This window comes from Erysipelothrix aquatica (genome assembly GCF_009828775.2).
Taxonomy (GTDB): domain Bacteria; phylum Bacillota_I; class Bacilli_A; order Erysipelotrichales; family Erysipelotrichaceae; genus Erysipelothrix; species Erysipelothrix aquatica.
In genome coordinates this window covers 41122-65217 of sequence record NZ_WTSY02000009.1, presented here as the reverse complement: position 1 = coordinate 65217, position 24096 = coordinate 41122, and the positions used below count along the sequence as shown (strand labels likewise).

24 protein-coding genes are annotated in these 24096 nt (G+C 39.7%); 1 reads left to right on the top strand and 23 read right to left on the bottom strand.

What is annotated here, in order from left to right; genetic code table 11:
• Positions 1–29 precede the first annotated feature (29 nt).
• The 23 genes from GVV20_RS04140 to GVV20_RS04040 form a co-directional block, all read right to left on the bottom strand.
• Positions 30–449, bottom strand: coding sequence for a hypothetical protein (locus tag GVV20_RS04140; RefSeq protein WP_159740215.1), 420 nt, complete (start codon positions 447–449; stop codon positions 30–32).
• 67 nt (positions 450–516) lie between these two features.
• On the bottom strand, positions 517–1071 hold the full coding sequence (locus tag GVV20_RS04135; protein WP_159740214.1) for a class I SAM-dependent methyltransferase: 555 nt from the start codon (positions 1069–1071) through the stop codon (positions 517–519).
• Positions 1068–1700, bottom strand: a complete 633-nt coding sequence (locus tag GVV20_RS04130; protein ID WP_159740213.1) for a Type 1 glutamine amidotransferase-like domain-containing protein — start codon at positions 1698–1700, stop codon at positions 1068–1070. Before GVV20_RS04130 ends, GVV20_RS04135 begins: the two co-directional genes overlap by 4 nt.
• A gap of 35 nt (positions 1701–1735) precedes the next feature.
• Complete coding sequence (locus tag GVV20_RS04125; protein ID WP_159740212.1) at positions 1736–3031, bottom strand: hypothetical protein; 1296 nt, start codon at positions 3029–3031, stop codon at positions 1736–1738.
• Between the two features lie 217 nt (positions 3032–3248).
• Entirely contained in the window at positions 3249–4760 is a 1512-nt protein-coding gene (ahpF, locus tag GVV20_RS04120; protein WP_159740211.1) for an alkyl hydroperoxide reductase subunit F, read from the bottom strand.
• A 2-nt stretch (positions 4761–4762) separates the two neighbouring features.
• Entirely contained in the window at positions 4763–5326 is a 564-nt protein-coding gene (gene ahpC / locus GVV20_RS04115; RefSeq protein WP_159639343.1) for an alkyl hydroperoxide reductase subunit C, read from the bottom strand.
• 322 nt (positions 5327–5648) lie between these two features.
• Positions 5649–6011 carry an iron chaperone gene (locus tag GVV20_RS04110; RefSeq protein ID WP_159740210.1) on the bottom strand — a complete coding sequence of 121 codons (363 nt, stop codon included), beginning with the start codon at positions 6009–6011 and terminating at the stop codon, positions 5649–5651.
• 106 nt (positions 6012–6117) lie between these two features.
• Positions 6118–6666 carry a potassium-transporting ATPase subunit C gene (locus tag GVV20_RS04105; RefSeq protein WP_159740209.1) on the bottom strand — a complete coding sequence of 183 codons (549 nt, stop codon included), beginning with the start codon at positions 6664–6666 and terminating at the stop codon, positions 6118–6120.
• Positions 6667–6674: 8 nt separating this feature from the next.
• Complete coding sequence (gene kdpB, locus GVV20_RS04100; protein ID WP_159740208.1) at positions 6675–8702, bottom strand: potassium-transporting ATPase subunit KdpB; 2028 nt, start codon at positions 8700–8702, stop codon at positions 6675–6677.
• A gap of 9 nt (positions 8703–8711) precedes the next feature.
• Positions 8712–10349, bottom strand: coding sequence for a potassium-transporting ATPase subunit KdpA (gene kdpA / locus GVV20_RS04095; protein WP_159740207.1), 1638 nt, complete (start codon positions 10347–10349; stop codon positions 8712–8714).
• 11 nt (positions 10350–10360) lie between these two features.
• On the bottom strand, positions 10361–10438 hold the full coding sequence (gene kdpF, locus GVV20_RS10670; protein ID WP_159649673.1) for a K(+)-transporting ATPase subunit F: 78 nt from the start codon (positions 10436–10438) through the stop codon (positions 10361–10363).
• Positions 10439–10535: 97 nt separating this feature from the next.
• A complete protein-coding gene (locus GVV20_RS04090; protein WP_201287500.1) occupies positions 10536–11222 on the bottom strand; it encodes a response regulator transcription factor in 687 nt (228 codons plus the stop codon).
• Positions 11197–13800: a sensor histidine kinase gene (locus GVV20_RS04085; RefSeq protein ID WP_201287501.1), complete on the bottom strand. Its 2604-nt coding sequence runs from the start codon at positions 13798–13800 to the stop codon at positions 11197–11199. The genes GVV20_RS04090 and GVV20_RS04085 overlap by 26 nt, the downstream gene beginning before the upstream one ends.
• Before the next feature lie 110 nt (positions 13801–13910).
• On the bottom strand, positions 13911–14846 hold the full coding sequence (locus tag GVV20_RS04080; protein ID WP_159740205.1) for an ABC transporter ATP-binding protein: 936 nt from the start codon (positions 14844–14846) through the stop codon (positions 13911–13913).
• The gene (locus GVV20_RS04075; RefSeq protein ID WP_159740204.1) at positions 14843–16282 is read right to left on the bottom strand and encodes an ATP-binding cassette domain-containing protein; all 1440 of its coding nucleotides are present in this window, start codon (positions 16280–16282) and stop codon (positions 14843–14845) included. Before GVV20_RS04075 ends, GVV20_RS04080 begins: the two co-directional genes overlap by 4 nt.
• 11 nt (positions 16283–16293) lie before the next feature.
• On the bottom strand, positions 16294–17175 hold the full coding sequence (locus GVV20_RS04070) for an ABC transporter permease (RefSeq protein WP_159740203.1): 882 nt from the start codon (positions 17173–17175) through the stop codon (positions 16294–16296).
• Between the two features lie 14 nt (positions 17176–17189).
• Positions 17190–18119, bottom strand: coding sequence for an ABC transporter permease (locus tag GVV20_RS04065; protein WP_159740202.1), 930 nt, complete (start codon positions 18117–18119; stop codon positions 17190–17192).
• Positions 18120–18178: 59 nt separating this feature from the next.
• On the bottom strand, positions 18179–19714 hold the full coding sequence (locus tag GVV20_RS04060) for a glutathione ABC transporter substrate-binding protein (RefSeq protein WP_159740201.1): 1536 nt from the start codon (positions 19712–19714) through the stop codon (positions 18179–18181).
• A 240-nt stretch (positions 19715–19954) separates the two neighbouring features.
• Positions 19955–20323: a hypothetical protein gene (locus tag GVV20_RS04055; RefSeq protein ID WP_159740200.1), complete on the bottom strand. Its 369-nt coding sequence runs from the start codon at positions 20321–20323 to the stop codon at positions 19955–19957.
• 3 nt (positions 20324–20326) lie between these two features.
• A complete protein-coding gene (locus GVV20_RS04050) occupies positions 20327–20779 on the bottom strand; it encodes a hypothetical protein (protein WP_159740199.1) in 453 nt (150 codons plus the stop codon).
• Positions 20780–20836: 57 nt separating this feature from the next.
• On the bottom strand, positions 20837–20968 hold the full coding sequence (locus GVV20_RS10620) for a hypothetical protein (protein ID WP_268891075.1): 132 nt from the start codon (positions 20966–20968) through the stop codon (positions 20837–20839).
• Complete coding sequence (locus GVV20_RS04045; protein ID WP_159740198.1) at positions 20955–22301, bottom strand: sensor histidine kinase; 1347 nt, start codon at positions 22299–22301, stop codon at positions 20955–20957. Before GVV20_RS04045 ends, GVV20_RS10620 begins: the two co-directional genes overlap by 14 nt.
• Positions 22298–22951 carry a response regulator transcription factor gene (locus GVV20_RS04040; protein WP_159740197.1) on the bottom strand — a complete coding sequence of 218 codons (654 nt, stop codon included), beginning with the start codon at positions 22949–22951 and terminating at the stop codon, positions 22298–22300. The genes GVV20_RS04045 and GVV20_RS04040 overlap by 4 nt, the downstream gene beginning before the upstream one ends.
• 95 nt (positions 22952–23046) lie before the next feature.
• Between GVV20_RS04040 and GVV20_RS04035 the strand changes: the two genes are divergently transcribed.
• Positions 23047–24069, top strand: a complete 1023-nt coding sequence (locus GVV20_RS04035) for a D-alanyl-D-alanine carboxypeptidase family protein (RefSeq protein ID WP_159740196.1) — start codon at positions 23047–23049, stop codon at positions 24067–24069.
• Positions 24070–24096 lie beyond the last annotated feature (27 nt).

Below are 24096 nucleotides of genomic sequence, written 5' to 3'. Positions count from 1 at the left end.
TCCCATCTTAGTTAGAGACTCAAGTGTGCCTAGCGATGTCGTTTGATCACATAGATTAATGCTGAAGGAATCACTATCATACAGGCATAGATGGCTAGTGTCGCAATAATACTGGACTGAGCTTGCATCCATAACGGTTCAACGATACGGTTATTTGTATACTGTTTATAGAATCCAATTGTCACATGTAATCCGAAGGCTATGCCATTTATCCACCGAATATTATTGAACCATTGGATGCTATCCATACGATTTTCTGGTGGTTCGTGAACCCAATCGAAATATGCAAATAACACAATTACAAATAAATTGATATACACCGGAACAAACCATGCTATCGATAAATCTTGGTTGGGAAAAAGGGTAAAAATGGCTAGGACAACGCCTAACAGCACACACCAATCCATGAGGGTACGCCATCCTGTATGTTTACTGAAAAATTTGTACATAATATCACCTTTTCATTAATTATAGCATAGACACTTCAGTTCATTACATCATAAAAAAGCCCGCTAATTAGCGAGCCTTGATGGTCAGTGGCTTATGTGCATCAATGATAATCGATGCCATACCAATCTTTTCGTAGCTGTTTCGACTATCAAAGCATAACGAACGGCCAATCATACCATCGTTAGGATTCCAATAACTGAAATGAAAATTACCGTCTTCATCGCAATGCTCTAAAAGATTCACACTAAACCCTGCACGTTCAAAAACAGAAATGAGTTTTTTATACGTATATAGGATTTTATGTGTCGCTGCAGGATGATCTTTGGGACCGGGCCCACCAATACCCACAAACTTTAGAAAAGATGCATCTTGCAAATTTCCATCTGGAACCGCAACACGCATGTACCCACCTGCTTGGAGATACTCATAACAATGAAGTGCAGCACGAACCCCTTCATCTTCTGTAAAATGTTCCCAAACATGTTCAGCTAAAAACGCAGTCGCTTTTTTGTCTGAAAAATACGCGTGCATGCTGTCACGGGATAGTACATCTAAAACGTCGCAATTTGTGGCAATCCACCCAGGATACTCTGTATCCCCTGCGCCAATTATTACCTTCACTGTGGCGTACCGACTGTCATGATTTGCAATGTATCATCAATCACAACCACTGCTTGTTGGTCATCAATCACACATAAATTGTAAGCCTCACTGTATGTATCAATAATTTCAGTGACCTCGGCATCAAAATACTCATTGCCTTGATGGGGAACGATATGAACATCAACCAAGCCTAAGCCACGATGGCTTGTTAATGTTGTTGCTGCTGCCTCGTTATCCATGAGCGTTATATAACCAATATTGGGCGTGCATACGATTGACCCTGCAGATTCGCCAATGTACCATTTCCCAGTTGCAACATGTTTTTCAATCGCTTTATCAACGCCTTTTTTACGCAGTTCTTGAAGTAAATAGAACGTATTCCCACCTGATACATAAATAATATCACTGGCTTCGATGATCGATACAATGTCAGATTCATGTAAGGCACCTATCTCCAGATTCGTGATTGCCATGTTATGTGCTTCAAACCATTTTCTTGCTTCATCGACGTAGAAGTCTACGGTCTCGACATATGATGCTGTAGGAATAAAGGCAACACGTAAGGGCGTATCTCCACTCTTAATTCCCAACTTTTCTAATTCGGGTGCAAAATCAATAAACGATGATGTGAGTACTAAGTTTTTCATACGATCTCCTTCAACCTGTATTATTCTATTATACCCTAAACTTTTTGTGTATATTGAATCAGTCTGAAAATATTTTGGATATCACGATCATTCGGTAAATCAGAAATGGGATATAACTTTTTCATAATCGGTGTTCCTTCAAAAATACTGCTCGTTGTCGACAATAAGAGATCAAATTCTTTGTTGGGATCAAATTCAAAGAAATGTTGTGTGTTAAAGTACTTCATCAAAAATGTGATAATCGCTTGCGTGTGATGGAAACCCAAATCACTATGAATCGCAATATCCAAACGCTTGTAGTTTCGTAAATGGGGAATGTTGTTGTAGATGTGGAAAACCATATCATCCACAAACGGTAATAAATCGATTCCTAAATCTTCTCCCAGTGCTTGTGTTCCTAATTCAACATAATCAGCGTAGTAGGAGTTTTGACGTTTAAATTCTTTATAGAAAATAGCATGTCGACTCATAATAGTATCTATTTTTACAGGGAACGTACGGGCCCAAATAACGAGAATATAGAGGGTTTCGAGGAACGTTTCATACGATTCAGCATCAATTTTAGTGCGGTCAAATAACGCATCAAAGTTACGTTCAACAGAGTCCACAAAATCACGGTGGAAGGTTTCGTGATCAATGGCTAATACAGTATTACGGAATTGGTCAACGATGGCAGTTTCTGTAGTTTGATGTGTTTGAATGCGATACATCGCAACCCGGATAATCATTTCAATGTTATCAACTATATGAACTGCTTCTACATTTTTATAAGTTGAAACATAGTTTAAAACTTCTGCAAAAGCTTGACGATCCACTGTCGGTAGCGTCGGTTCTAAATCTGAAAATTTGATTATTTCTGCAATTGCATAATTAAGATGGCCTTCACTCGTTGTCGTATAGACGAGGGCATTATTTTGATTATAGACCACTTCACTTTTAAATTGCTTCATGAATTTATTGATTTCAATCACAATTTTTCGAAGATGTGATTCACTGTATGATAAATCAAGGGCATGATCCACAATGGTATGCGTTGGATTTTCAAAAATGTTCAGCAAAAAACGAATGCCGATTTCATTGCGAAACAATTCCTTTCGGACTTCAATAAAATCCTGCATAGCATTATTTGATATAAAAATATTATTTTTATTGACACGAATATCCAAAAACTCGCCCCATTGCTCGCGCATGAATTCTAAATCTGCATACACTGTGTTTTTACTAGAACTGTTGACGGCTTGAATCATATCGAAGGTCACAACGCCGGTCTCGCGGGTAATATCGATAATTTTAAGATAACGTAATGTTTTTGCACTTAACAAATTCTTCATGTTCCCACCCCCTAGTTACATGATATACATATACTTTTATTTTAATTCATGAAACGTTTTCTTTCAAATCAAATATGATGTTAAATGCATAATTTACACATAAAACTCATATTTTCACAAGCATTTAAGAATATTTGTCCATTTAGACATCAATACATACAACTTAGACAAAGTAAAAAAAGATGCACACAGTGTGCATCTTTTTGATTTTTATTAACTATTCACGAATGAGCGCATCGAATGCCCCCAATGCAGCAGTTGCACCAGAACCCATCGCAATGATTATTTGCTTATAAGAACTGTCGGTACAGTCACCTGCAGCAAAGATGCCAGGAACACTTGTTGCACCATGTTTATCGACAATGATTTCACCTTGTTTTGTCTTATCAACAAAGTCGCCCAACCATTCTGTATTAGGCACAAGACCAATTTGAACAAATACACCATCAAGATCGACATGACTTTCAACGTTAGTGTCTCGATTTTTATAGCGTAAGCCGTTGACACTCTCCGTGCCCTCAATCGACATTGTTTGAGCATTGGTGACGACGGTTACATTATCAAGTGTGGCAAGACGTCTTTGCAGCACTTCATCAGCTTTCAATTCGGGCATAAACTCAACGACAGTAACATGTTTGGTAATTCCTGCCAAATCGATGGCTGCTTCAATTCCTGAGTTTCCACCACCAATAACAGCTACACGTTTACCTTCAAAAAGCGGTCCATCACAGTGAGGGCAATAAGCCACTCCTTTGTTTTTAAACGCTTGTTCACCCGGCACGTTAACGTTACGCCAACGGGCACCTGTTGCGAGGATGACCATTTTACTGCGAATTTCTGTACCATCTTCTAACGTTGCTATCGCAAAATCTTCTTTACGAAGGGAGGCAACTGTTCGTGATTTGATGATATCAATTGGATACTCGTTGACATGTGCTTCTAAAGCCATTGCTAGTTTAGGACCTTCAGTTTGTGGAACACTGATCAAGTTTTCAATTGAAAGTGTCTCTAGAACTTGACCACCCATACGGTCTGTAATCATTCCGACACGAAGTCCTTTACGTGCAGCATATATAGCCGAACTGCTTCCTGCTGGACCACCACCAATGACAAGAATATCATAAGGTTTCGATAAATCTGCCGTGATTGCAGCTTTACCGCCTACTTTGTCCACAATTTCTTCTAAAGTAATACGGCCACCAGAGAATTCTTCGCCATTCAACATGACTGTTGGTACAGCCATGATGTTGTGTTCTTCAATTTCTGCTTTAAAGATACCACCGTCAATCATTGTATGACTGATATTCGGGTTGAGTACTGCCATAATATTAAGTGCTTGAACGACATCCGGGCAAATATGACACGATAAACTCACATAGGTTTCAAAATGTAAAGTATCTGTAATGCCTTGAATTCGTTGAATAACGCTTGCATCAACTTTGGGAGCACGACCACTTGCTTGAATGAGAGCCAACACAAACGAAGACAACTCATGACCTAAGGGAATTGCTGCAAAGACAATACCCGTATCACCAATTGCAAAACTTGGTGTTCGTGACAAGGTTTCAGAAACAACCGTGATTCGTGGCGATAATGCGGCAACTTCTTCCACAAACGATTTTAATTTGAGAGACGTTTCATCGTCACCAACACTGAGTGTTAAGACAACATCACCTTCAAGTAAGGCAACATAGCTTTCAAGTTGCTTAACAATATTTGCATCGAGCATGTTTAAATTTTCCCTACAAGGTCAAGTCCTGGAGTGAGTGTTTCTTCTCCTTCTTTCCATTTTGCTGGGCAAACTTCACCTGGGTTTTTACGAACATACTGTGCGGCTTTAATTTTATCAATAAGTGTACTTGCATCACGACCAATACCATCTGCATTGATTTCCATAGCTTGTACGACACCATCTGGATCGATAATAAAGGTTCCACGTTGTGCAGTTCCTTCTTCTTCATTGAGAACATCAAAGAATCGAGAAATACGGTGTGATGGATCACCAATCATAATGTATTCAATTGTACTGATTACTTCTGAATGGTCATGCCATGCTTTATGTGTAAAATGTGTATCGGTGGATACTGAATACACTTCAACACCCAGTTTTTTTAGCGTCTCATATTGATCCTGAAGATCTGCGAGTTCCGTTGGACATACAAATGTAAAGTCCGCTGGGTAGAAGCACACAACACTCCACTGTCCTTTAAAGTTTTCATCACTGACACTGATGAATTCTTCGTTGTGATAAGCATTCGCTGTGAATGGCTCAATTGTTTTTCCAATTAATGACATACTTTATCCTCCTTGGGTTTCCCCGCTATATATATTGTCACGCTTTATGCGGGTAAAGTCAATGATAATAGTTATCATTATCATCGAATGTTCACATTTTGTAAGATTCGTCGAGATTACATCTTTATTCCTTGCAAATAGAAAAAAAGATTGTTAATAAACAACCTTTTTGACCACACTTAGAATTGAGAACAAGGAAGAGAAACAATGATTCGTGTGGTATGATCCCAGAATAATGTGTAGTGTTCATCCCTACAACCATAGTCTAACTCCACTCTGTTTTTATCCTATCATTTTTGTGTAAATAGTCTGTTAAAAATAGTTAGCGCCAAAATGATGTGACAGCTCTTTTGTCTTCGATATTAAAGGAAATAATTTGCTCTAGCAAGTCCCATGAAATGGCATCATGCCATTTAATACGGAACAAATTACTTGTGGCTTTATAGCCTGCTTCTTGAATCGAGAGTTCAAATTGCTTCATTGCCGCAACTTCGGGTGCAACCGCGATATGCTGTTTTGAGACACTAAATCCAATGATAAAGGTTCCGTGATCAAGAAACATGGGTTGGTTCCATTTTACAACGGGTTCTAAATGAGGAAAGTGTGACTGAATCCATGTCAAAATGGACGCTAATTTTTCACGTTGCGTTGCATCCCCCAGTGTTGCTAAAAATTCATCATGCATAGTAAAGACCTCCTCATCAGTCATTAGTTTTTATAATTATAACACGGACGCGAAAGTGCTACCTATTATGACACTAAAAAAGCGTCGATAAATCAACGCTTTTCCATTACTTTCGAAGTTCGTAAAGATCATGGTTAAGGTTCACGACCTGAGTGAGCTTGTAATTATCAGTATGTTTATCAATTAACACGATTAGTTCAGATTCTGATATACCTGTATTTTGACTTATTCTTGGCACTTGAATACGTGCTGACTCATAACTTATATGCGGATCCAATCCGGAACCTGATTCTGTTACCAAATCTGTTGGAATTGCATTATCCTTTCCGACAAGGGAAAGTCCCTCGATACGATTTACAATGCGTTGTTCGAGTTGTGGGTCGGACACACTGTAATTGTTTGAACCCGATCCACTGGCATTCCCATCCATATTGTAAGCAACACGCGAGGGACGTCCCCAGAAGTAGTCACTCCCCTCAAAGTCCTGGCCAACCAACTCCGAACCCACCACAACGTTCTCCGCATAAATCAGGCTACCATTCGCTTGATGCGGCATTGCAAGTTGTGCAAGACCAGTAAGTGCAAGGGGAAAAACACCACCACAAAGAATCGTAAGTGCAACAACAAAGAGACAATTTTTCAGTATTTTTTTCATAGTTCCTCCTAGATTCCAGCCCAAAGTAAGAGCGGTGTAATCACAAGATCAATCACCTTGATCGCCACAAATGGGGTAATAATTCCACCCAAGCCAAAGACCAGGAGGTTGCGACTCAACAAGGCATCTGAGCTCGTTGGTCGGTATTTAACACCTTTCATGGCAATAGGGACTAATGCAGGAATAATCAATGCATTAAAAATAAGAGCACTAAGGATTGCGGATGTTGCCGAATTGAGGTGCATGATATTCAAGACTCCTAATGCCGGAACAGATGCTACAAATAGGGCTGGTAACACTGCGAAATACTTGGCAATATCATTAGCGATACTAAACGTTGTGAGTGCCCCCCGCGTCATGAGAAGTTGTTTTCCAATTTCAACAATATCTAAGATTTTAGTTGGATCCGAGTCTAAATCAACCATGTTTGCCGCTTCTTTCGCAGCAATCGTACCACTATTCATAGCGATACCGACGTCGGCTTGTGCGAGCGCTGGCGCATCATTCGTTCCATCTCCTGTCATGGCAACCACTTTTCCTTGCGCTTGCTCTTGTTTGATAACATCAATTTTATCTTCAGGTTTGCATTCAGCAAGGAAGCCATCAACACCTGCTTCTTGGGCGATTGTTGCAGCCGTAAGTGGATTATCCCCGGTACACATAATCGTTTTTATTCCCATGGCTCTGAGTCGTGCAAAACGTTCCACAAGCCCTTCTTTAATTGTATCTTTGAGGTATACAACACCAAGAATCTCTGCATTTTTAATCACCACTAGAGGTGTTCCCCCTAGTTTCGAGACAGCATTAACATGTTCATCCAAATCGGATGGAATCGCTTGTCCACGATTGAGTGCATACGTCTTAATCGCATCAGCTGCACCCTTCATCACAACAAGGCCATCTCGTTCGTAGCCACTCATTCGCGTTTGAGCTGTAAACTCTTGGAATGTCGCACCATCACGCAACGTATCATCAACGTGAATCCCCTTCGTAGTCGCGAGTGAAAGGATTGATTTTCCCTCTGGTGTATTGTCATCCAATGAAGCAATCACCGCATATTGTGCTAGCATTGCTTCTTGAATACCTGCGACAGGTAAAAACGCATAAGCCATTCGATTTCCATATGTAATGGTTCCCGTTTTATCTAAAATCATGACATCCACATCACCTGATGCTTCCACCGCTTTACCAGACATTGCGATAACATTAAAACGGGTAACTCGATCCATCCCCGCTATCCCAATAGCTGATAAGAGACCCCCAATTGTAGTTGGTATTAAACATACGGTTAAAGCGATCAAAATTGATGTCGGAATAGTGATGCCAACATACATCGCCAACGGTTTTAAACTTACAATCACAATCACAAAAATTAAAGTTAGTGAAACCAAAAGGGTACTTAAAGCAATCTCATTCGGTGTTTTCTTGCGCGATGCACCTTCGACCATCGCAATCATTTTATCGAGAAACGATGCCCCTGGTTCTGACGTAATTTCAATCAACAAGGCATCACTTGTAACAGTTGTTCCACCGGTAACAGAACAGAAATCGCCTCCGGGCTCCTTTACAACTGGAGCCGATTCTCCGGTAATTGCAGACTCATCAACCGTCGCAACCCCTTCAATAACTTCACCATCATTAGGGATTGTTTCTCCAGCAACAACGCGCACCCGATCACCTCTTTGCAACATGGAGGCTGCAATACGTTCAAACGATCCATCTGGCAAGATACGATTGGCCATCATGTCTTTTTTAGTTTGACGCAAAGTATTTGCTTGTGCTTTTCCCCGTCCTTCTGCCAAGGATTCGGCAAAGTTTGCGAAGAGTAATGTCAACAATAAGATGAACGCAACAATTCCGTTGATAACTTGCATAGATGCGTCTGGATCTCCGAAAGCAGTTGGCACAAAGGTCAAGATTACACTTAAGAAAAATCCAATTTCGACCACGAACATAACGGGGTTCTTGATCATATAACGAACATCCATTTTTTTGATACTATCAAGGAGTCCTTGTTTGATAATTTTTTTATTCATACGATACCTCTAGATTCCCATGCTTACTGCTTCTGCAATTGGCCCTAAGATTAAGGTTGGGAAAAATGTAAGTGCAGAAATTAAGACGATAATAACAATCAATGCAATTGTGAACAACGGCGTGTTCGTGTTTAATGTTCCGATAGATTCACTGATGCTTTGTTTCTTCAACATCATTGCGGCAATACTTAACTGGAGATACATCGTGACATATCGACCTACAATCATAACGATGCTTGTCGATACATTCCAGAATGTCGTATTGTCTGCTAATCCTTCAAAGCCCGAACCATTGTTCGCTGCCGCTGATGTAAATTCATAAAGTGCCTGTGACAAGCTGTGGTGACTCCCAGTACCTTGCATCATTACAACTGCGAGTGCAGTAAATCCTAAAATCAGTAAAGGGTGAATCACAATCACCATCGCAACACGTTTCATTTCCTGGCTTTCAATTTTTTTGCCAAGATAAGATGGAGAGCGACCAATCATAAGACCACACATAAAGACTGTTAAGAAGACATACATCATGACATTCATGAGCCCTGCACCCGAACCTCCAAAAACCACATTAAGCATCATTAGAATCATCGGTACCATGCCACCTAAAGGTGTCATTGAGTCAAGCATACTGTTGACTGAACCTGTGGTAAACGCCGACGATACTGTCGTAAATAGAGCCGTTTGGACTATTCCGAATCGGAGCTCTTTTCCTTCAAGATTCGCTGGTGAGTTCAATCCGAGATGCGTAAATAATGGATTACCTTGTGTCTCTGCAAAAACCAAGAGGACGAAAGCAAGCACAAAGAAAACGACAGAGGCTATTAGAATGGGTGTACTTTCGAGCCATCCTTTTTTTCCATGTTGTTTGCGTACATTGAAACCGAACACGAGTAACATACCGCCCGGAACCAACGTCATCGCCACCATGTTGATAAGATTACTTATAACACTTGGATTTTCAAAGGGCACTGCCGATCCTGCTGCGAAAAACCCACCACCATTTGTTCCTAAATGCTTAATGGCTTCGAAGGCAGCAACCGGTCCCAAATAGAGGGTTTGCGTGGATCCGCTGATCGTGTGCGCAGTCTGTGTCGCAAGCAACGTTTGTGGTGCCCCCTGCCAGACAAGCAAGAGACCAATTATGAATGCGATTGGAATCAGATAGCGAATTAACACGCGTGTAATATCTTTATAGAAGTTCCCAAGGGGTTGTCCGGATAATCCACGAATAAATGCAAATCCCACCGCGATTCCTGAAGCACTTGAAAGAAACATCATGACCATGATAACAAACATTTGTCCCAACATTGTTAGGCTGGTTTCAGGTGTATAGTGTTGCAAGTTGGTATTCGTAATAAAACTTGAAAGTGTGTGGATAACTTGTGATAAACTCATGTTTGATGTTATCAAAAGTATGAAACCTCCCAGTATCACAGCAATCAAGTTAATTTTAACAAGTGACCAAAAATAGGTTTTCCACGACATATTGATTTTCGAGCCATCACTCAGTGCGAGCAACGGTGACTCAACTTTAGAAAAGAATTTTTGCCCAATATGAGATGTATTGCTCATAATGGCATATAAGTAACGACCACTTAAATAAATTCCTGCAGCCGCCAAAATAAAAAACGATAATGTATACGTCATAACCATTCCCCTTAAAATTTTTCTGGATGAATAAGTGCATAAATGAGATATGCAAACACAGCAATAATTACGATACTCAGTAAGATCATAGAGAATCCCCCGTTTCTTGAGTATCCCCATTCTAGCACCAAGGATATTAAGGTGGCATTAATAATTTGACATAGAAAAAAGACCGGAAATCCGGTCCTATTTTTCATACTTTATCATGCGATAACCAACACCCACATGGGTTTGAAGGTACCGATTATCTGGATCATAATGTTCAATCTTCTTACGAAGCGTTGTCACAAAAACACGCAGTGCAGGAATGTTGTCGGAATACATGCCCCATACCTCGCGAAGTATTTTTTGGTACGTAATTACTTTCCCCATATTTTCAACCATAAGTAAGAGTAACTTATATTCTGTTGGCGTTACATGAACATCTTGGCCCGACACACTTACCGTTTTCGCGTCATTATCAACCACAAGATTGCGGTTTGTGTAGAGATTGGTCTCGTCTTCATGACGACGCATACGTCGTTGAAGAACCCGAATTCGAACCATCAATTCATCGGCTTGAAACGGTTTCGTAATGTAGTCATCAGCTCCTGCATCCAATGCTTCAATCTTATCTTTAACCTCAGCCCGTGCACTCACAATAATAATGGGGATATCAGAGCTGTTACGAATTTGGGTGACAACCCATACTCCATCTTTATCTGGAAGTCCTAAATCAAGAATCACACAATCAAACACTGCATCGTGAAACAGTTTCATCCCATGACGAGCACTTTTGGCTACAGTCACGGCATAGCCATCTTGAATTAGCGTATTCCGCATCAAATTTTGGATAACAGGATCATCTTCAATGATTAATAGCTGTGGTTTCATCAACATCATACCTCCTTAACATGATACTAAAGCACGCTCCATGCGGAAAAACATCCTCGACACTAATGCGGCCTTTGTGGGCTTTAACGATTTCATATACTAAAAATAGACCCAGTCCCAGGCCGCGACGACTGTCCTGGTCTTGCGTATAAAACATCTCAAAAATCTTTGATTTGTCAGTAATTCCCGGTCCCTGATCTTCAAAATGAACGGTAACCCATTCACGATCGACAATTTCCGTTGTTATCTTAATGAGCGTTCCTTTGGGAGTATACTTTAAAGCGTTGTCCAAAATATTCGTAAAAACTTGAATCATAAGCTTCGAGTCAACATTAACGGTTGCAAGGATATCCGAATTCACGACTTCGATGCGATGATTTTTCGCTTTCGTACGCACTCTCTGGACACTTTCGTCTACTAAATCTTCAAGGATTTCCCCTTCCATATGCAACATCACATGGTCTTGATCAATTTTCGTCATGGCTAAGATATTTTCAACCAAATCAATCAACCACAAGGCATCATTACGCACATCCTCATAAATCTCATGCGTTTTGACTGTATCTAGGGAAGCTTGCTGGAGCAAATCCATGTTCCCAAGTATCGTAGTGAGAGGCGTACGTAAATCATGAGAAATTGTTCGAAGTATTGTGGATCGCAACTTTTCCTGTTCAATCAACAACGCATTCTGATGTTGATCTTCATCCAACGACGCTTTCTCCAACGCGAGACCCCCTTCATTAATTAACGATACCAGAAGATTCTTTTCAAAGGGGTCCATGCCGTCTTCGTGATTCGCAAAACCAAGCACAGCTACAACTTTGTCTACAGACCGAATTGCAAGATATGTAAGTTTTGCGTTTGACAATGTATTGGTATGGGCACCCGCACGTTTGTTATTCTCAAAAACCCACTGTGCGATTGCACGTTCTTGTTGCGTTAAAAGTACGTCATGAATATAATCTGAACTTAAATCACTATACACAGTTGGGATAAGTTGGTCTGCTTCCAAAGTATAAATGATGACCGATGTATTGAGTAATTTCTTTACTTGATGACCCAGAGCATCGATAATCTCACTGCGATTAGATGCACTTTGCAAACGCAAACTAGTTTCAAGCAAAATATCAGTACGGTATGCCTTCTTCGCCGACTGAATATCTTTTTGCTTGAGTTTTGTGGTCAGTGTGCTGGTTACAAATGCTGCGATAAACATAAATAAAAAGGTAAAGGGATACCCAGTGTCATACGCTTGTAATGAAAATTGCGGTTGTGTAAAGAAATAATTGAAAACAAGAACGGATACTACCGATGCTAGCGATGACCAAATACGGCCCCGTGTGAGAATCGAGATGAAAAGTACCCCAAGCAAATAAACAACAATAATATTGGATTCACTAAAGCCTTGCTCGGCAAAAATTGCACCCACAGCCGTTGCAAGCGCGATGATGCCAAATGCTACAAACCCATCTTTCCATTGAAAGTATTCTTTTTGGATGATACTCGAGCGGCGATGATAATAAGATGACGCTTGATCCGGAATGACGTAAATATCAATCATCGGTGCAAATTCTGACATTTGGTCAATGATGCTTTGTCCTTTAAACAAACTTCGTTTACGAATACTTCGACCAATCACGATTTTTGAGACATTACTAATTTTTGCATACTCCGAAAGTTGCAACGCAATATCATCACCATATAATAATGATACTTGAGCATTTAATTCTTCCGCTAAACGTATATTAACTTTAAGTTGTTGGCGTGACACATCGTCCATCTCATCCGATTCGTCGTCGACATAAACTGCAGTAAACGTTGCATGAAAGGCATCTGCCATCCGAGCAGCCGTACGAATGACTTTCTCATTGGTCGGCGATGCCGAAAGACATACTAAAATGTGCTCTTTCGTAAAATAAGGGGATGTTTTATAGCTGTTTTGATTAATTTGATCAGCAGCTTTACGCAATGCAATCTCGCGTAGCGCGACAAGGTTTTCTTCTGTAAAGAAATTATCCAACGCACGCTTGGCTTGCTCCGTTTTGTATATTTTACCAGCATGTAAACGATCTATCAGATCACGCGGTGCAATATCTATTAATGCGATTGTTTCTGCCTCATCAAATATTCGATCTGGCACGCGTTCATTAACAACCACTCCTGTAATGACTTCGACGACATCGTTCAGGCTCTCAATATGTTGAATATTCACTGTTGTGTACACATTGATACCATTATGTAAAAGTTCTTCAATATCCTGATATCGTTTATGATGACGAACACCTGGTGCATTCGTATGTGCCAATTCATCAATCAAAATATACTCTGGATGGCGCTCTAAGGCAGCTTCAAGATTAAATTCTTGAAGGGCTACGTTTTGTCGATACACACTCTGTGGTTCGATTATTTCAAGATTTTTAATTTGCGCCGACGTTTCAGGACGTTGGTGTGGCTCAATGTAACCTGCTACAACATCATGACCATTTTGCTTTAAAGCATGAGCTGCCTCCAACATCGCATATGTTTTACCAACACCCGCAGCATAACCAAGAAATATTTTTAGACTTCCACGCTTCATCTGTATCACCTCATCCCAAACATACCACATACGGTATTAAGACGGTATTAAATAATACGCAACATAAAAAGCCCGTACAATGTTCCTTCTTCATCGTACAGGCTTCAAGGCTATTTAAGTGTTACTGCTACAAAATGTCCGGGGTCAATTTCATGCCAATCCGGATCAATTTGCCCTTCTCTAAAGGCTCTAAAATCAAATACCTCTGTTTCCGCTGAGAAGTAATCAAGCGCATGACGCTCTTGTGCTTTTCCAGCGATATCAGTTTTCAAAAACGCCGCAATCAAGCGTTTCGTATACGGGTGCGTGGGTTTATTGAAGAGTGCTGCGATTGGCGCCGCTTCCACAATCTTTCCCCCATGCATAACTATGATATCATCCGCCATTTGGCTAATGACACCCAAGTCATGAGTGATAAACATGATTGATGTTTTAAAATCACGTTTCAAATCATTCATTAACTTCAAAATCTCTGCTTGAATAATGACGTCCAAAGCAGTTGTTGGTTCATCCGCAATTAGTAATTTGGGATTGCATGCAAGGGCCATCGCAATCATGACACGTTGACTCATTCCGCCTGAAAGTTGGTGGGGATAAGACTTTAAGATTCGTTTAGCATTCGGAATCTTAACCGCTTCCAACATTTCAAGTGATTTCTGTGACGCTTCTTTTTTGGATAGTCCTTGATGGAGAATAAGTACTTCATTAATTTGACGTTCAACCGTAAAAACAGGATTCAAACTAGTCATCGGTTCTTGGAATATCATTGATATCTCATTCCCGCGAATCTGTTGAAGTTCTTTTTCAGGCATCGTCGAGATGGCTTTATCTTCAAAAGTTATAGTACCTTCATGAATTTTTTGATTGGCTGTAAACAGTTGGAGAATTGACATCGCAGTTTGACTTTTGCCACTCCCCGATTCCCCCACAATTCCCAAAGTTTTTCCAGCTTCAACTTTAAATGAAACACCATTAACAGCCTTTACCAATCCATGGCGGGTTGTAAAGTATGTGTGCAAGTTATTAACTTCTAAAATGCTACTCATGCTGCTTCACCTCTTTCTTTCAAATGACATGCGACAAAGTGTCCGGGTGATACTTCAAACCAATCTTTATCCGCTTCGCCCGTTTCATCAAATAAGAATTCAAATCGGGTGTCTTCACGGGACTCATACAATGGCTCATCTGCATTTAAGCGCGGAATTGCATCTAAGAGCCGTTTTGTATAAGGATGTTGTGGATTCGTAAAGATTTCATCAGCAGGTGCCAATTCCACAAGATTTCCAAAATACATAACTCCGATTCGGTCACTAATGTATCGGACAACTCCCAAGTCATGGGTGATGAATAGATACGTAAGATTTTCTTTCTCTTTTAGCTCCTGAAGTAAGTTAATGATTTGCGATTGAATGGAAACATCCAATGCACTAACCGCTTCATCACAAACAATGAATTTAGGCTTCAGTGCAACAGCGCGGGCAATCCCAATACGTTGTCGTTGTCCACCTGAGAATTGGTGCGGGTAACGATTTCGAAAGGACTTGCTAAGACCACATTTTTCCATGACATCTTCAATATATTCAATGTAACCATCACTCTTTTTACTTTCAAAAACACCATGCGTAATCAATCCTTCACCAATAATATCACCAACTGTAAAACGGGGATTTAATGATGAGTACGGGTCTTGGAAAATAATTTGGATATTATGACGTAATCCACGTAATTCTTTTGTAGATAGTGACGTTAAGTCGATGCCATGATCTAAAAATGATTCAAAGTACGCAAAGCGCTCATGACCACTTAAGGTTGCTTTCACAGTTTCTACCTCAGCCTCGATTGTTTCAAAGACTTTTGTTTCATCTGCAAACTGTGCTTGTAAACGTTTTTCATTGGCTTCTAATTTTGCATCAGTTCCAACAATTTTCAAACGGGCTTGTGTCATGTATAAATCCTGATGAATCTGAGCTAACTTTGATCCCGCACTGTATCGTTTAATCAGTAACTGACGAACAAAGTTAAGATCATCATGCACCAACAATCCACCTGCGAGCCTCAGTACGTTCCCATACTTCTTATTAAAGTCAATTTCTTTGAGACGATACGCATCGATGCTCGCTTCATCGTTTCGTTGTGCCTCCAATGCTTTTAACTCCGCAAAATCTTTATCATAGGATCCTGATATTTTCGGAATTGAGTCATAGGTTTCTTTAACGTAGGAAGGCATCAGATTTTCAATGGTATCACCATAAAACATGGTTGTACCACCAGTCTGTTCCTGAAGTTGAATTAACGTGCGACCAAATGTCGATTTACCGCATCCTGACTCACCTACAATTCCTAACGTCTCACCTTCAAATATTTCCAAGGAAATATTTTTGTTTGCCTTCACATACTCTTGGTGACGTTGGAAGACATTGGATTTTTTGACAGGGTAATATTTTTGTAAGTTTTGTATTTTAAATAATTGTCGTGTTGTCATCTTGAGTCCTCCTAATCACGCATCTTTGGATCAATTGCATCACGAATCCCATCACCCAATAAATTAAAGGCTAAAATGGTTAACATGATTGCAAGTCCAGGGTATACCGTAAGATAGGTATGTGTTCGAATATGTTCACGTCCTAAACTTAACATGGTACCCCATTCAGCAACGGATGCTTCAATCCCTAATCCGATGAAGCCAAGTCCTGCTGCAGATAAAATTGCGGAAGCAACACCCATGGTTGCCTGAACAATAACCGGTGATAAAACGTTGGGTACAATATGTTTTATCATGATTGATGTATTGGATAAGCCAATTGCATGTGCTGCTTCAATGAATTGTTTCTCGCGTACAGCCATAACTGCTGATCGTACAATCCGGGTATAACTTGGAATCCCACCAATACCTATCGCTAGAATTAAGTTCATTAAACTTGGACCAAATGAGGCAACTATCGCAATGGCAAGTAGAATCGATGGAATTGAAAGTAGTACATCTGTAAAGCGCATAATCACAGTATCGACTTTACCGCCGTAGTAGCCTGCTAGCAATCCAAAAATACCACCAAAGAATAATGAGATAATAACTGCTGAAATTCCGATGGTGACCGATACGCGAGCTCCGTATAGAATACGACTAAGAACATCACGTCCAAGCGCATCAGTACCTAACAAATGCGTTCCGTTAGGATGTTGAAGCGCATTCGACAAATTTTGTTCTGTCATGCCAAACGGTGCAATTTTGTCTGCAAAGATAGCAACAAAGACAAGAACAACAATAAAAATCAAACCTACAACCGCGCGTTTATTTTTGATTAATGCACGCCATATATCGCGAAATGATCCTTCAGGAGCTACCACGATGTCTTTCTTTTTATTTCGTTTAAACATATTGGATCTCCCTTCTATTTGTATTGTGAACGAATTCGTGGGTCAATATACCCGTATAGAATGTCAACACTTAAGTTCACAATCGTAAAGATAAAGGCAATAAAGAGAACCCCACCTTGAACTACAATTAAATCACGTTGACGAATTGCATTGACCATCAAGGTCCCAAGACCGTTAATACTAAAAACAGTCTCTGTCAGTACTGCCCCACCCAGAAGCGCTCCAAACTGTAATCCAATCACGGTTACTACGGGAAGTAATGCATTTCGTAATGTATGGACATAAATGACCCCGCGCTGGGATACCCCTTTAGCATGAGCTGTACGAATGAAATCTTGTCCCATCACATCCAGCATACTTGAGCGGGTAATACGCGCAATCGATCCTATTGAACTTGATGCAAGGGTAATAACTGGAAGGACCATTTGTTGCCATGATTCAAATCCAGTGGATGGGAACCATTTAAGTTGTAATGAGAAGACAATGATGAGTAGGAGCCCTTGCCAAAATGTTGGCATGGATACACCCAAAAGTGATACAAACATTGTTCCATTATCCACAGCTGAATAAGGCTTACGGGCTGCAAGAACTCCCAGTGGAATTCCAACGACTGCCGCTAATAAAATACTATATCCAGCAAGTTTCATTGTATTTGGAAAACGCGTCATAATCTCAGTGATGACGGGACGGTTATTGACAAACGAACGACCCAAATCAAATTTTAGAAACGCATTCCCAATATATTTGAAATATTGGATGAGGAAGGGCTGATCCAACCCCATTTCACTTCTTAATTGAGCAATTGCCTGAGGTGTCGCAGATTCACCAAGTATTAAAGTTGCGGGATCTCCTGGTGAATAGTGCATGATTGCGAAGACAATCAATGATACACCCAAGAGAATTGGAATGACCCATAGAAGTCTTTTTAGAACATATTTGTACATTGTACTCATCCTTTCTTTTAAAAAAAGAGTGGGGAGATTGTCGCCCCACTCAGTGTTAGTTACTCTCCAACCTTAACTTGGCTCAAGAAGTATGAACCTGTTGGATGGTGTTTAAATCCTTGAACATTTTTACGTGTTGCTGTGACATTCTCGCCATCTTGAACGAAAATCCAAGGAGCTTCATCACGAATGATGACTTGTGCTTCTTTATAAAGAGCTTCACGTGCTGCTGGATCCGTTGTTGTTTTACCATCATCTAGTAATTGATCAACCTTAGGATTACTGTAGAATGCACGGTTTCCAGCTTTACCAAATTGTGATGTATGGAACAATGGATACAGACCGTAATCAGCATCAGTTGTGACAGTTGTCCATCCTAAGATATACATATCACCTTCGCCTTTTCCGGTTGCATCTAAGTATGCTCCCCATTCTAATTGGTTAATTTCAACTGTAATTCCAAGTTTTGAAAGTTCTTCTTTGACAACTTCCGCAATCTTAATACGCTCAGCGTTGTTGTCACCAACAAGCAGTTTCAATGTAAACCCACCATCTGCATATCCTGCTTCAGCAAGTAATGCTTTCGCTTTATCTACATCATAATTGTATGGTTCTAATTCTGAGTTCGCACCAAATACAAGTGGATTTAACGGTCCTTGTGCGGCTTTACCAACACCTTGATATACCGTTTTAACGATTGCATCTACGTCGATAGCATAGTTAATAGCTTGACGGACGCGAACATCATTGACCGGTGTTTTACTTTGAGTGTTGAAACCAACATAGCCTGTTGATAAGTTAAGGTCACGGTAAAGTGCTAAGTCTTTATTTTCTTCAACTTTTGCAATGTCTGATGGTGCAACATCAAATGCGATGTCAATTTCACCATTCTCAAGTGCAATAAGTCGGACCGAGTTCTCTTTGATAACTTTAAATGTAATTGTTTCTGCTAAGCCTTTTTCCCCCCAGTAATCAGCAAAGCGTTCTACATTGACTTCACTTCCCGCAGTCCAGTTCGTAAATTTATATGGTCCTGTACCAACTGGTTGTGTTCCATAGTCTTGACCACCCTCTGTGACAGCTTTTTCGTTCATAATCGCTGTTGCAGGGTGTGCAAGGTGTGTTAGGAATGGTCCAAACGGTTCTTTAGTTCCAATTTGAATGGTATGATCATCAACAATTTTTACTTTTGCTGGATCAACAGCACCGACAATGTGTCCAATTTGCTCAGATGCAGCTGCACGGTTCATGGTGTATGCAACATCTTTCGCTGTAAATGCTTCTCCATTGTGGAATTTAACGTCTTTGCGAAGTTTAAATTCATAAGTTGTATCATCAATAGCAGTCCATGACTCTGCAAGTCCTGGCTCCAACTCAAGTTTTTCATTTTGTTTAATCAGTGTTTCATAGATTTGACGGGCAATTCGTGTTGTTGCTTGGTCATTCGTATTTTGGATGTCAAATGTTACGGCATCAGCACTTGATGCAATGATAAGTGAATCTTTTGCTCCTTGGCTTGATCCACTTGAACATGCGGTTAAAAATAATGCGAATGCTGCGATCATAATGATCGATAATTTTTTGCGATATTTCATATTTGTTCTCCTTCTCTTCACTGGTTTTCTCGAGTTTATCACATAACGCAAGCGCATTGCAAATATTTTCATCACAAATTGTAAAATTTTACATATTTGTAATGTAAACTTTTACATTCAGTCATTGAAAATAGTCTGTGAACAGTGGCGATTTCTTCACAATCGATAGTTTGTATTCCAAAACAATTATTAAGTAACTTTCACATTCCAAATAAGAATAAAAAAATCGGCCGAGGCCGATTAGTGTAATCTTTCAAGTAAATCAAATCTATAATAATGGTCAGTGTTTTGGGTAAAACGAACAGTGCTCACGTTTCTTATTTTCTTAAGCACTATTAAATAAGACACCAACAATTCAAAAAAACCATCTTTTTCAAAGTATGCTGCCGTACCACCAAAATCATGAATAAGCATTACATGTTCTTTTCCTTCATGCGTGATCTCCGCATGGATATAAAATGTGCGATCATCCTGGTACGTCCGCGACCCAAACTCAATGGCATCTGTGAATGTCGTATACGTTTTATCAAATACTTCGGAGACATCTGGATGTTGATCCATATACTTTGCAAAATATGCGCCTGTAAAAGCAACTAAATCTTTATTCATACATTACCCAATCTTGCATGTTTTATTGAGTTCACGATGCGTAAACCAAATACCCAGAGCAAGAATTCCTAATGATATTATTTTATAAGGTAAATTCGCTAGTGGCAAGGCATAAACAGAAAATGCAACGCCGAAGGACGCAAAGAATGCAATCACGCAAGGAGTGCAGCCATATGTCAAGATGCCAAAGATTATCGATATAAAACTAAAATTTTGGCTTTTGCTCTCTTTTCCGATGATGCTAAACTGTAAACTACTGATCATCATTAAGTAAGAAGATATACCTGCCATAACAATGTTGAGAATGATATTAATCATGACAAGTGCAAGTGAATACTGCGACTGCATTTCACCATAGCTTGTATTTAAATTATCAATAATTAGATTTACGAGTAAAAAGAAAGCAAAAAATCCGAGAAACTTGTATTTATTGTCGGTAATGTAGTTACGTATCATAGGTCACCTCATTGACTATAAATATACCACCCCCGGTATTTCATGCAAGCAACATGCTCACTCCACATGGGTAATAATCTCATCCACAACAATTGTTTTGTGTCGAATTTCGTTGAGAATCCCGATACTCAGGGCAAAAAGTACAAATAGGAGCAAAAGCATGATGACATAATGTTTATACTGTTTCATAGTAACCTCTGTGTGGAATTGTAAGTACCACCTCATAATGTGTTTCTGTATGACGGGTTGTTAGGGATCCGTTGTGGAGCTTCATTATTTTCTCTGTTAACGCTAAACCCATACCAAAGTTTTCTGATTTTGAAGTTAAGGAACGCGTAGATGTTATTCTATTTCTAATATGGAATGTGTAGTGTGTTGGTGCATCGATTCCACAAACGTGTATTGGTATCATACGATCCATCGTTGCTTCAATCGCATTCGTCATTACATTAAGAATCGCAATGTGGAATAGCCCTTCATCGAGTTCGAATGTTGATGACTCAAGTTCAATCGTAAGTGCTTGATGGGTCGACTCGGCAATGCTAACAATTAACTCAGATAGCCACTGTGTATCAAGCGTTACATTTTGAAGCACTTGCGTATTTTGACTATACAGCTTGAGTAATGAAACCGATAATGATTTGAGTCGATATGCTTCTTGATGGATTGCAACGAGCGTTGCTTCTACTTCTGGGTCTTTGTTTTGAGATAGCAAGCGGTTGATATTGCCCAATATACTAGTTAATGGTGTTTTGATTTCATGAGACAAATAACGAATGAATTCTTGTTGTGATGCGTTCGCATCCGTCAAACTCGAGAGTTGCTGGTTCACACTCGCCATCATTATATTAAACTGATGGGCTACTGCCGCAACCCGATTGCTATCAATATCATCAACCCGAACGGTTGTTTTGAGGTTACCTGCACGGACTTCAGCCATCGCTTGTGTTAGGGATTCTGTCGGTTTAACAACGTAGCGTGCTAAAATCCATGCAATAACCCCTGAGCCAAGTGTTGCAACAATCATGACACTCACGGCATTAAAGTATAAGACATTAATCGTTTGAATCGTATTCGTGAGGTCGTAGCGCAAGCTAATAACCAATGGACTAAATGCTGTTTCAATATACTCTTGTGTGACCAACATGGTTTCTGTAGGAGACTGGTAGGTTTTAATCCATACTTTGTCATAATTAACTGTACTCATGATTTCAAGTGGACCAAAAGCCGAATAGTCCTCTGATTTAAGCAAAATAGCACCGGATGTGGAACCAATGACATATTCACTCTGAAGAGTTTGGCGTAAATCATTTTCCAATGGTTCTCGGGGTGCGTCTTTTTCAATATCTGGGACCCGCTGCTTCGTTATATATTCAAGGGACTTATGTTCTTCTAGAGCCCGTTCTTGTGCTTGCTGCATGAGGCTTTGAGATGCGATGGTGAACCATGTTATCCCTACAGCACAGATAAACGTAACAAACGTTGCTAAAAGGATTGTAAAAATTTTAAGGTAAGGTTTCATAATATGTTATCCAAGATATAGCCAAATTTAAAAATAGTTCGAATATTTGTCTCGAGATGCATTTTTTTACGTAACCTTTGGATGTGTAAATCAAGCGTTCGTGTTTCATCATGATCTGTTTCCCAGATACTTTCAAGAAGGTACTCACGAGACAACGCAATTCCAGTATTTTCGATTAAAAATAACAGGAGACGGTATTCTAATGGTGTTAATGATACCGCATTTCCGTTCATCCATACTGTCGATGCCTCAAGATCAATTTGAATATTTTTATACTGTAGGTTAGTCATAGTGTTGTGATAACGTCGCAAGATTACTTTTACGCGTGCTAAAAGCTCAGGGACTTCAAACGGTTTTGTTAAATAGTCTTCGACGCCTAAGTCAAAGGCTTTAATTTTATCATCAATCGAACCGAGTGCCGTCAATATAAGAACTGGTATCTTATAGTCCTTAATCATTGGCAACAGGTCATAGCCACTATGAATCGGGAGCATAACATCTAAAATGATGAGGTCATACGAACTCGCTTCTATCGCATCGGCCCCGCGTTGGCCATCTTGCGCAACATCGACATCATAACCATGTTCTACGAGGGTTTGTTGAATCAATGAAAGAATCGATTTATCATCTTCAATAACTAATATTTTCATAAGCGCTCCTTTTAGTTCAGTATATCATGCGGTATTTTATTCTGGATACATTTCTGTTACAAGTCAGAGTTAAGATGTTTACGGAGGAATTTAATATGAAAAAATATACCCTTTTACTTTTTATACTTGGACTTTTAACTAATATGAATGTATCTACCCTAGCAGTATCTGAAACCTATTACTCAACGACGTATCTTTTGGTCAACCGAGATACGGGTGCTATTCTTGAACAATTAAACGATGAAAGGCTGATTCACCCTGCTTCCTTAACAAAAATAATGACAACTTTTGTTGCACTCGAAATGATGGATGAAAATCAACTAAACGATACGTATACCTTAACTCATGATATATTTTATGATTTAGTTTCATTGGATGCTTCTGTCGCTGGTTTTGATGCTGGTGAAACCGTCAAAATTGTTGATATTCTTTATGGAATTATGCTTCCTTCTGGCGCAGATGCTACGCGCGCAATTGCGAATTATATTAGTGGGAGTGAGGATGCGTTTGTACGCTTGATGAATCAAAAAGCGCATGAATTAGGACTCGAGAATACTCATTTTGAAAACACAAGTGGTTTAGATCATCCAAATCATTTAACAACCGCCCATGATTTACGGATCATCCTTGAAGCTGCATTGAAAAATTCAACATTCAAAAGAATATTTGCGGCCTCAGAATATCAGTCTTCGCCGACTAATTTCAAAGAGTCTGGATATACTTGGGTTGATAAAAACCTTGAATTTGCGAATGGTGTTGACCCACAAAACCCCTTAACAGGTACAAAATCTGGATATACCGAGCTCGCAGGATCGGCGTTAGCTTCAACAGCGACCGTTAATGGCTCGTCCTACATGCTAATTTCTTCAGGTGCGCCGTATAACCCTTTTGATTTTTATAACGTCCAAGATGCGCTTAAATTTTATGGATCCATAGCGCGTGACTCAAACGTCTCACAAAAAAACAATCAACAAACGACGGAACCACCGATAACCAAAATTAACGAACCGCGAAAGACTGAATTATTTTCTGCTAACTTATTCTTCCTAATTGGTTCTCTAACTACTGTGATTGGATTTATGATATATCTTATCAGTAAAGTTTTCAAAGATGCATAAAAAGAAGGTATCCACTTGGATACCTTC

Bases quoted from the DNA above. Each gene is read 5' to 3' on its own strand.
- GVV20_RS04050 (WP_159740199.1), bottom strand. From the start codon at position 20,779: ATGATACGTAACTACATTACCGACAATAAATACAAGTTTCTCGGATTT.
- GVV20_RS04055 (WP_159740200.1), bottom strand. From the start codon at position 20,323: ATGAATAAAGATTTAGTTGCTTTTACAGGCGCATATTTTGCAAAGTAT.
- GVV20_RS04065 (WP_159740202.1), bottom strand. From the start codon at position 18,119: ATGTACAAATATGTTCTAAAAAGACTTCTATGGGTCATTCCAATTCTC.
- GVV20_RS04060 (WP_159740201.1), bottom strand. From the start codon at position 19,714: ATGAAATATCGCAAAAAATTATCGATCATTATGATCGCAGCATTCGCA.
- kdpB (WP_159740208.1), bottom strand. From the start codon at position 8,702: ATGAATAAAAAAATTATCAAACAAGGACTCCTTGATAGTATCAAAAAA.
- kdpF (WP_159649673.1), bottom strand. From the start codon at position 10,438: ATGATCTTACTGAGTATCGTAATTATTGCTGTGTTTGCATATCTCATT.
- ahpF (WP_159740211.1), bottom strand. From the start codon at position 4,760: ATGCTCGATGCAAATATTGTTAAGCAACTTGAAAGCTATGTTGCCTTA.
- GVV20_RS04035 (WP_159740196.1), top strand. From the start codon at position 23,047: ATGAAAAAATATACCCTTTTACTTTTTATACTTGGACTTTTAACTAAT.
- GVV20_RS04085 (WP_201287501.1), bottom strand. From the start codon at position 13,800: ATGAAGCGTGGAAGTCTAAAAATATTTCTTGGTTATGCTGCGGGTGTT.
- GVV20_RS04040 (WP_159740197.1), bottom strand. From the start codon at position 22,951: ATGAAAATATTAGTTATTGAAGATGATAAATCGATTCTTTCATTGATT.
- GVV20_RS04130 (WP_159740213.1), bottom strand. From the start codon at position 1,700: ATGAAAAACTTAGTACTCACATCATCGTTTATTGATTTTGCACCCGAA.
- GVV20_RS04105 (WP_159740209.1), bottom strand. From the start codon at position 6,666: ATGAAAAAAATACTGAAAAATTGTCTCTTTGTTGTTGCACTTACGATT.
- GVV20_RS04080 (WP_159740205.1), bottom strand. From the start codon at position 14,846: ATGAGTAGCATTTTAGAAGTTAATAACTTGCACACATACTTTACAACC.
- GVV20_RS04070 (WP_159740203.1), bottom strand. From the start codon at position 17,175: ATGTTTAAACGAAATAAAAAGAAAGACATCGTGGTAGCTCCTGAAGGA.
- GVV20_RS04045 (WP_159740198.1), bottom strand. From the start codon at position 22,301: ATGAAACCTTACCTTAAAATTTTTACAATCCTTTTAGCAACGTTTGTT.
- ahpC (WP_159639343.1), bottom strand. From the start codon at position 5,326: ATGTCATTAATTGGAAAAACAATTGAGCCATTCACAGCGAATGCTTAT.
- GVV20_RS10620 (WP_268891075.1), bottom strand. From the start codon at position 20,968: ATGAAACAGTATAAACATTATGTCATCATGCTTTTGCTCCTATTTGTA.
- GVV20_RS04125 (WP_159740212.1), bottom strand. From the start codon at position 3,031: ATGAAGAATTTGTTAAGTGCAAAAACATTACGTTATCTTAAAATTATC.
- GVV20_RS04140 (WP_159740215.1), bottom strand. From the start codon at position 449: ATGTACAAATTTTTCAGTAAACATACAGGATGGCGTACCCTCATGGAT.
- GVV20_RS04110 (WP_159740210.1), bottom strand. From the start codon at position 6,011: ATGCATGATGAATTTTTAGCAACACTGGGGGATGCAACGCAACGTGAA.
- GVV20_RS04090 (WP_201287500.1), bottom strand. From the start codon at position 11,222: ATGAAACCACAGCTATTAATCATTGAAGATGATCCTGTTATCCAAAAT.
- GVV20_RS04075 (WP_159740204.1), bottom strand. From the start codon at position 16,282: ATGACAACACGACAATTATTTAAAATACAAAACTTACAAAAATATTAC.
- kdpA (WP_159740207.1), bottom strand. From the start codon at position 10,349: ATGACGTATACATTATCGTTTTTTATTTTGGCGGCTGCAGGAATTTAT.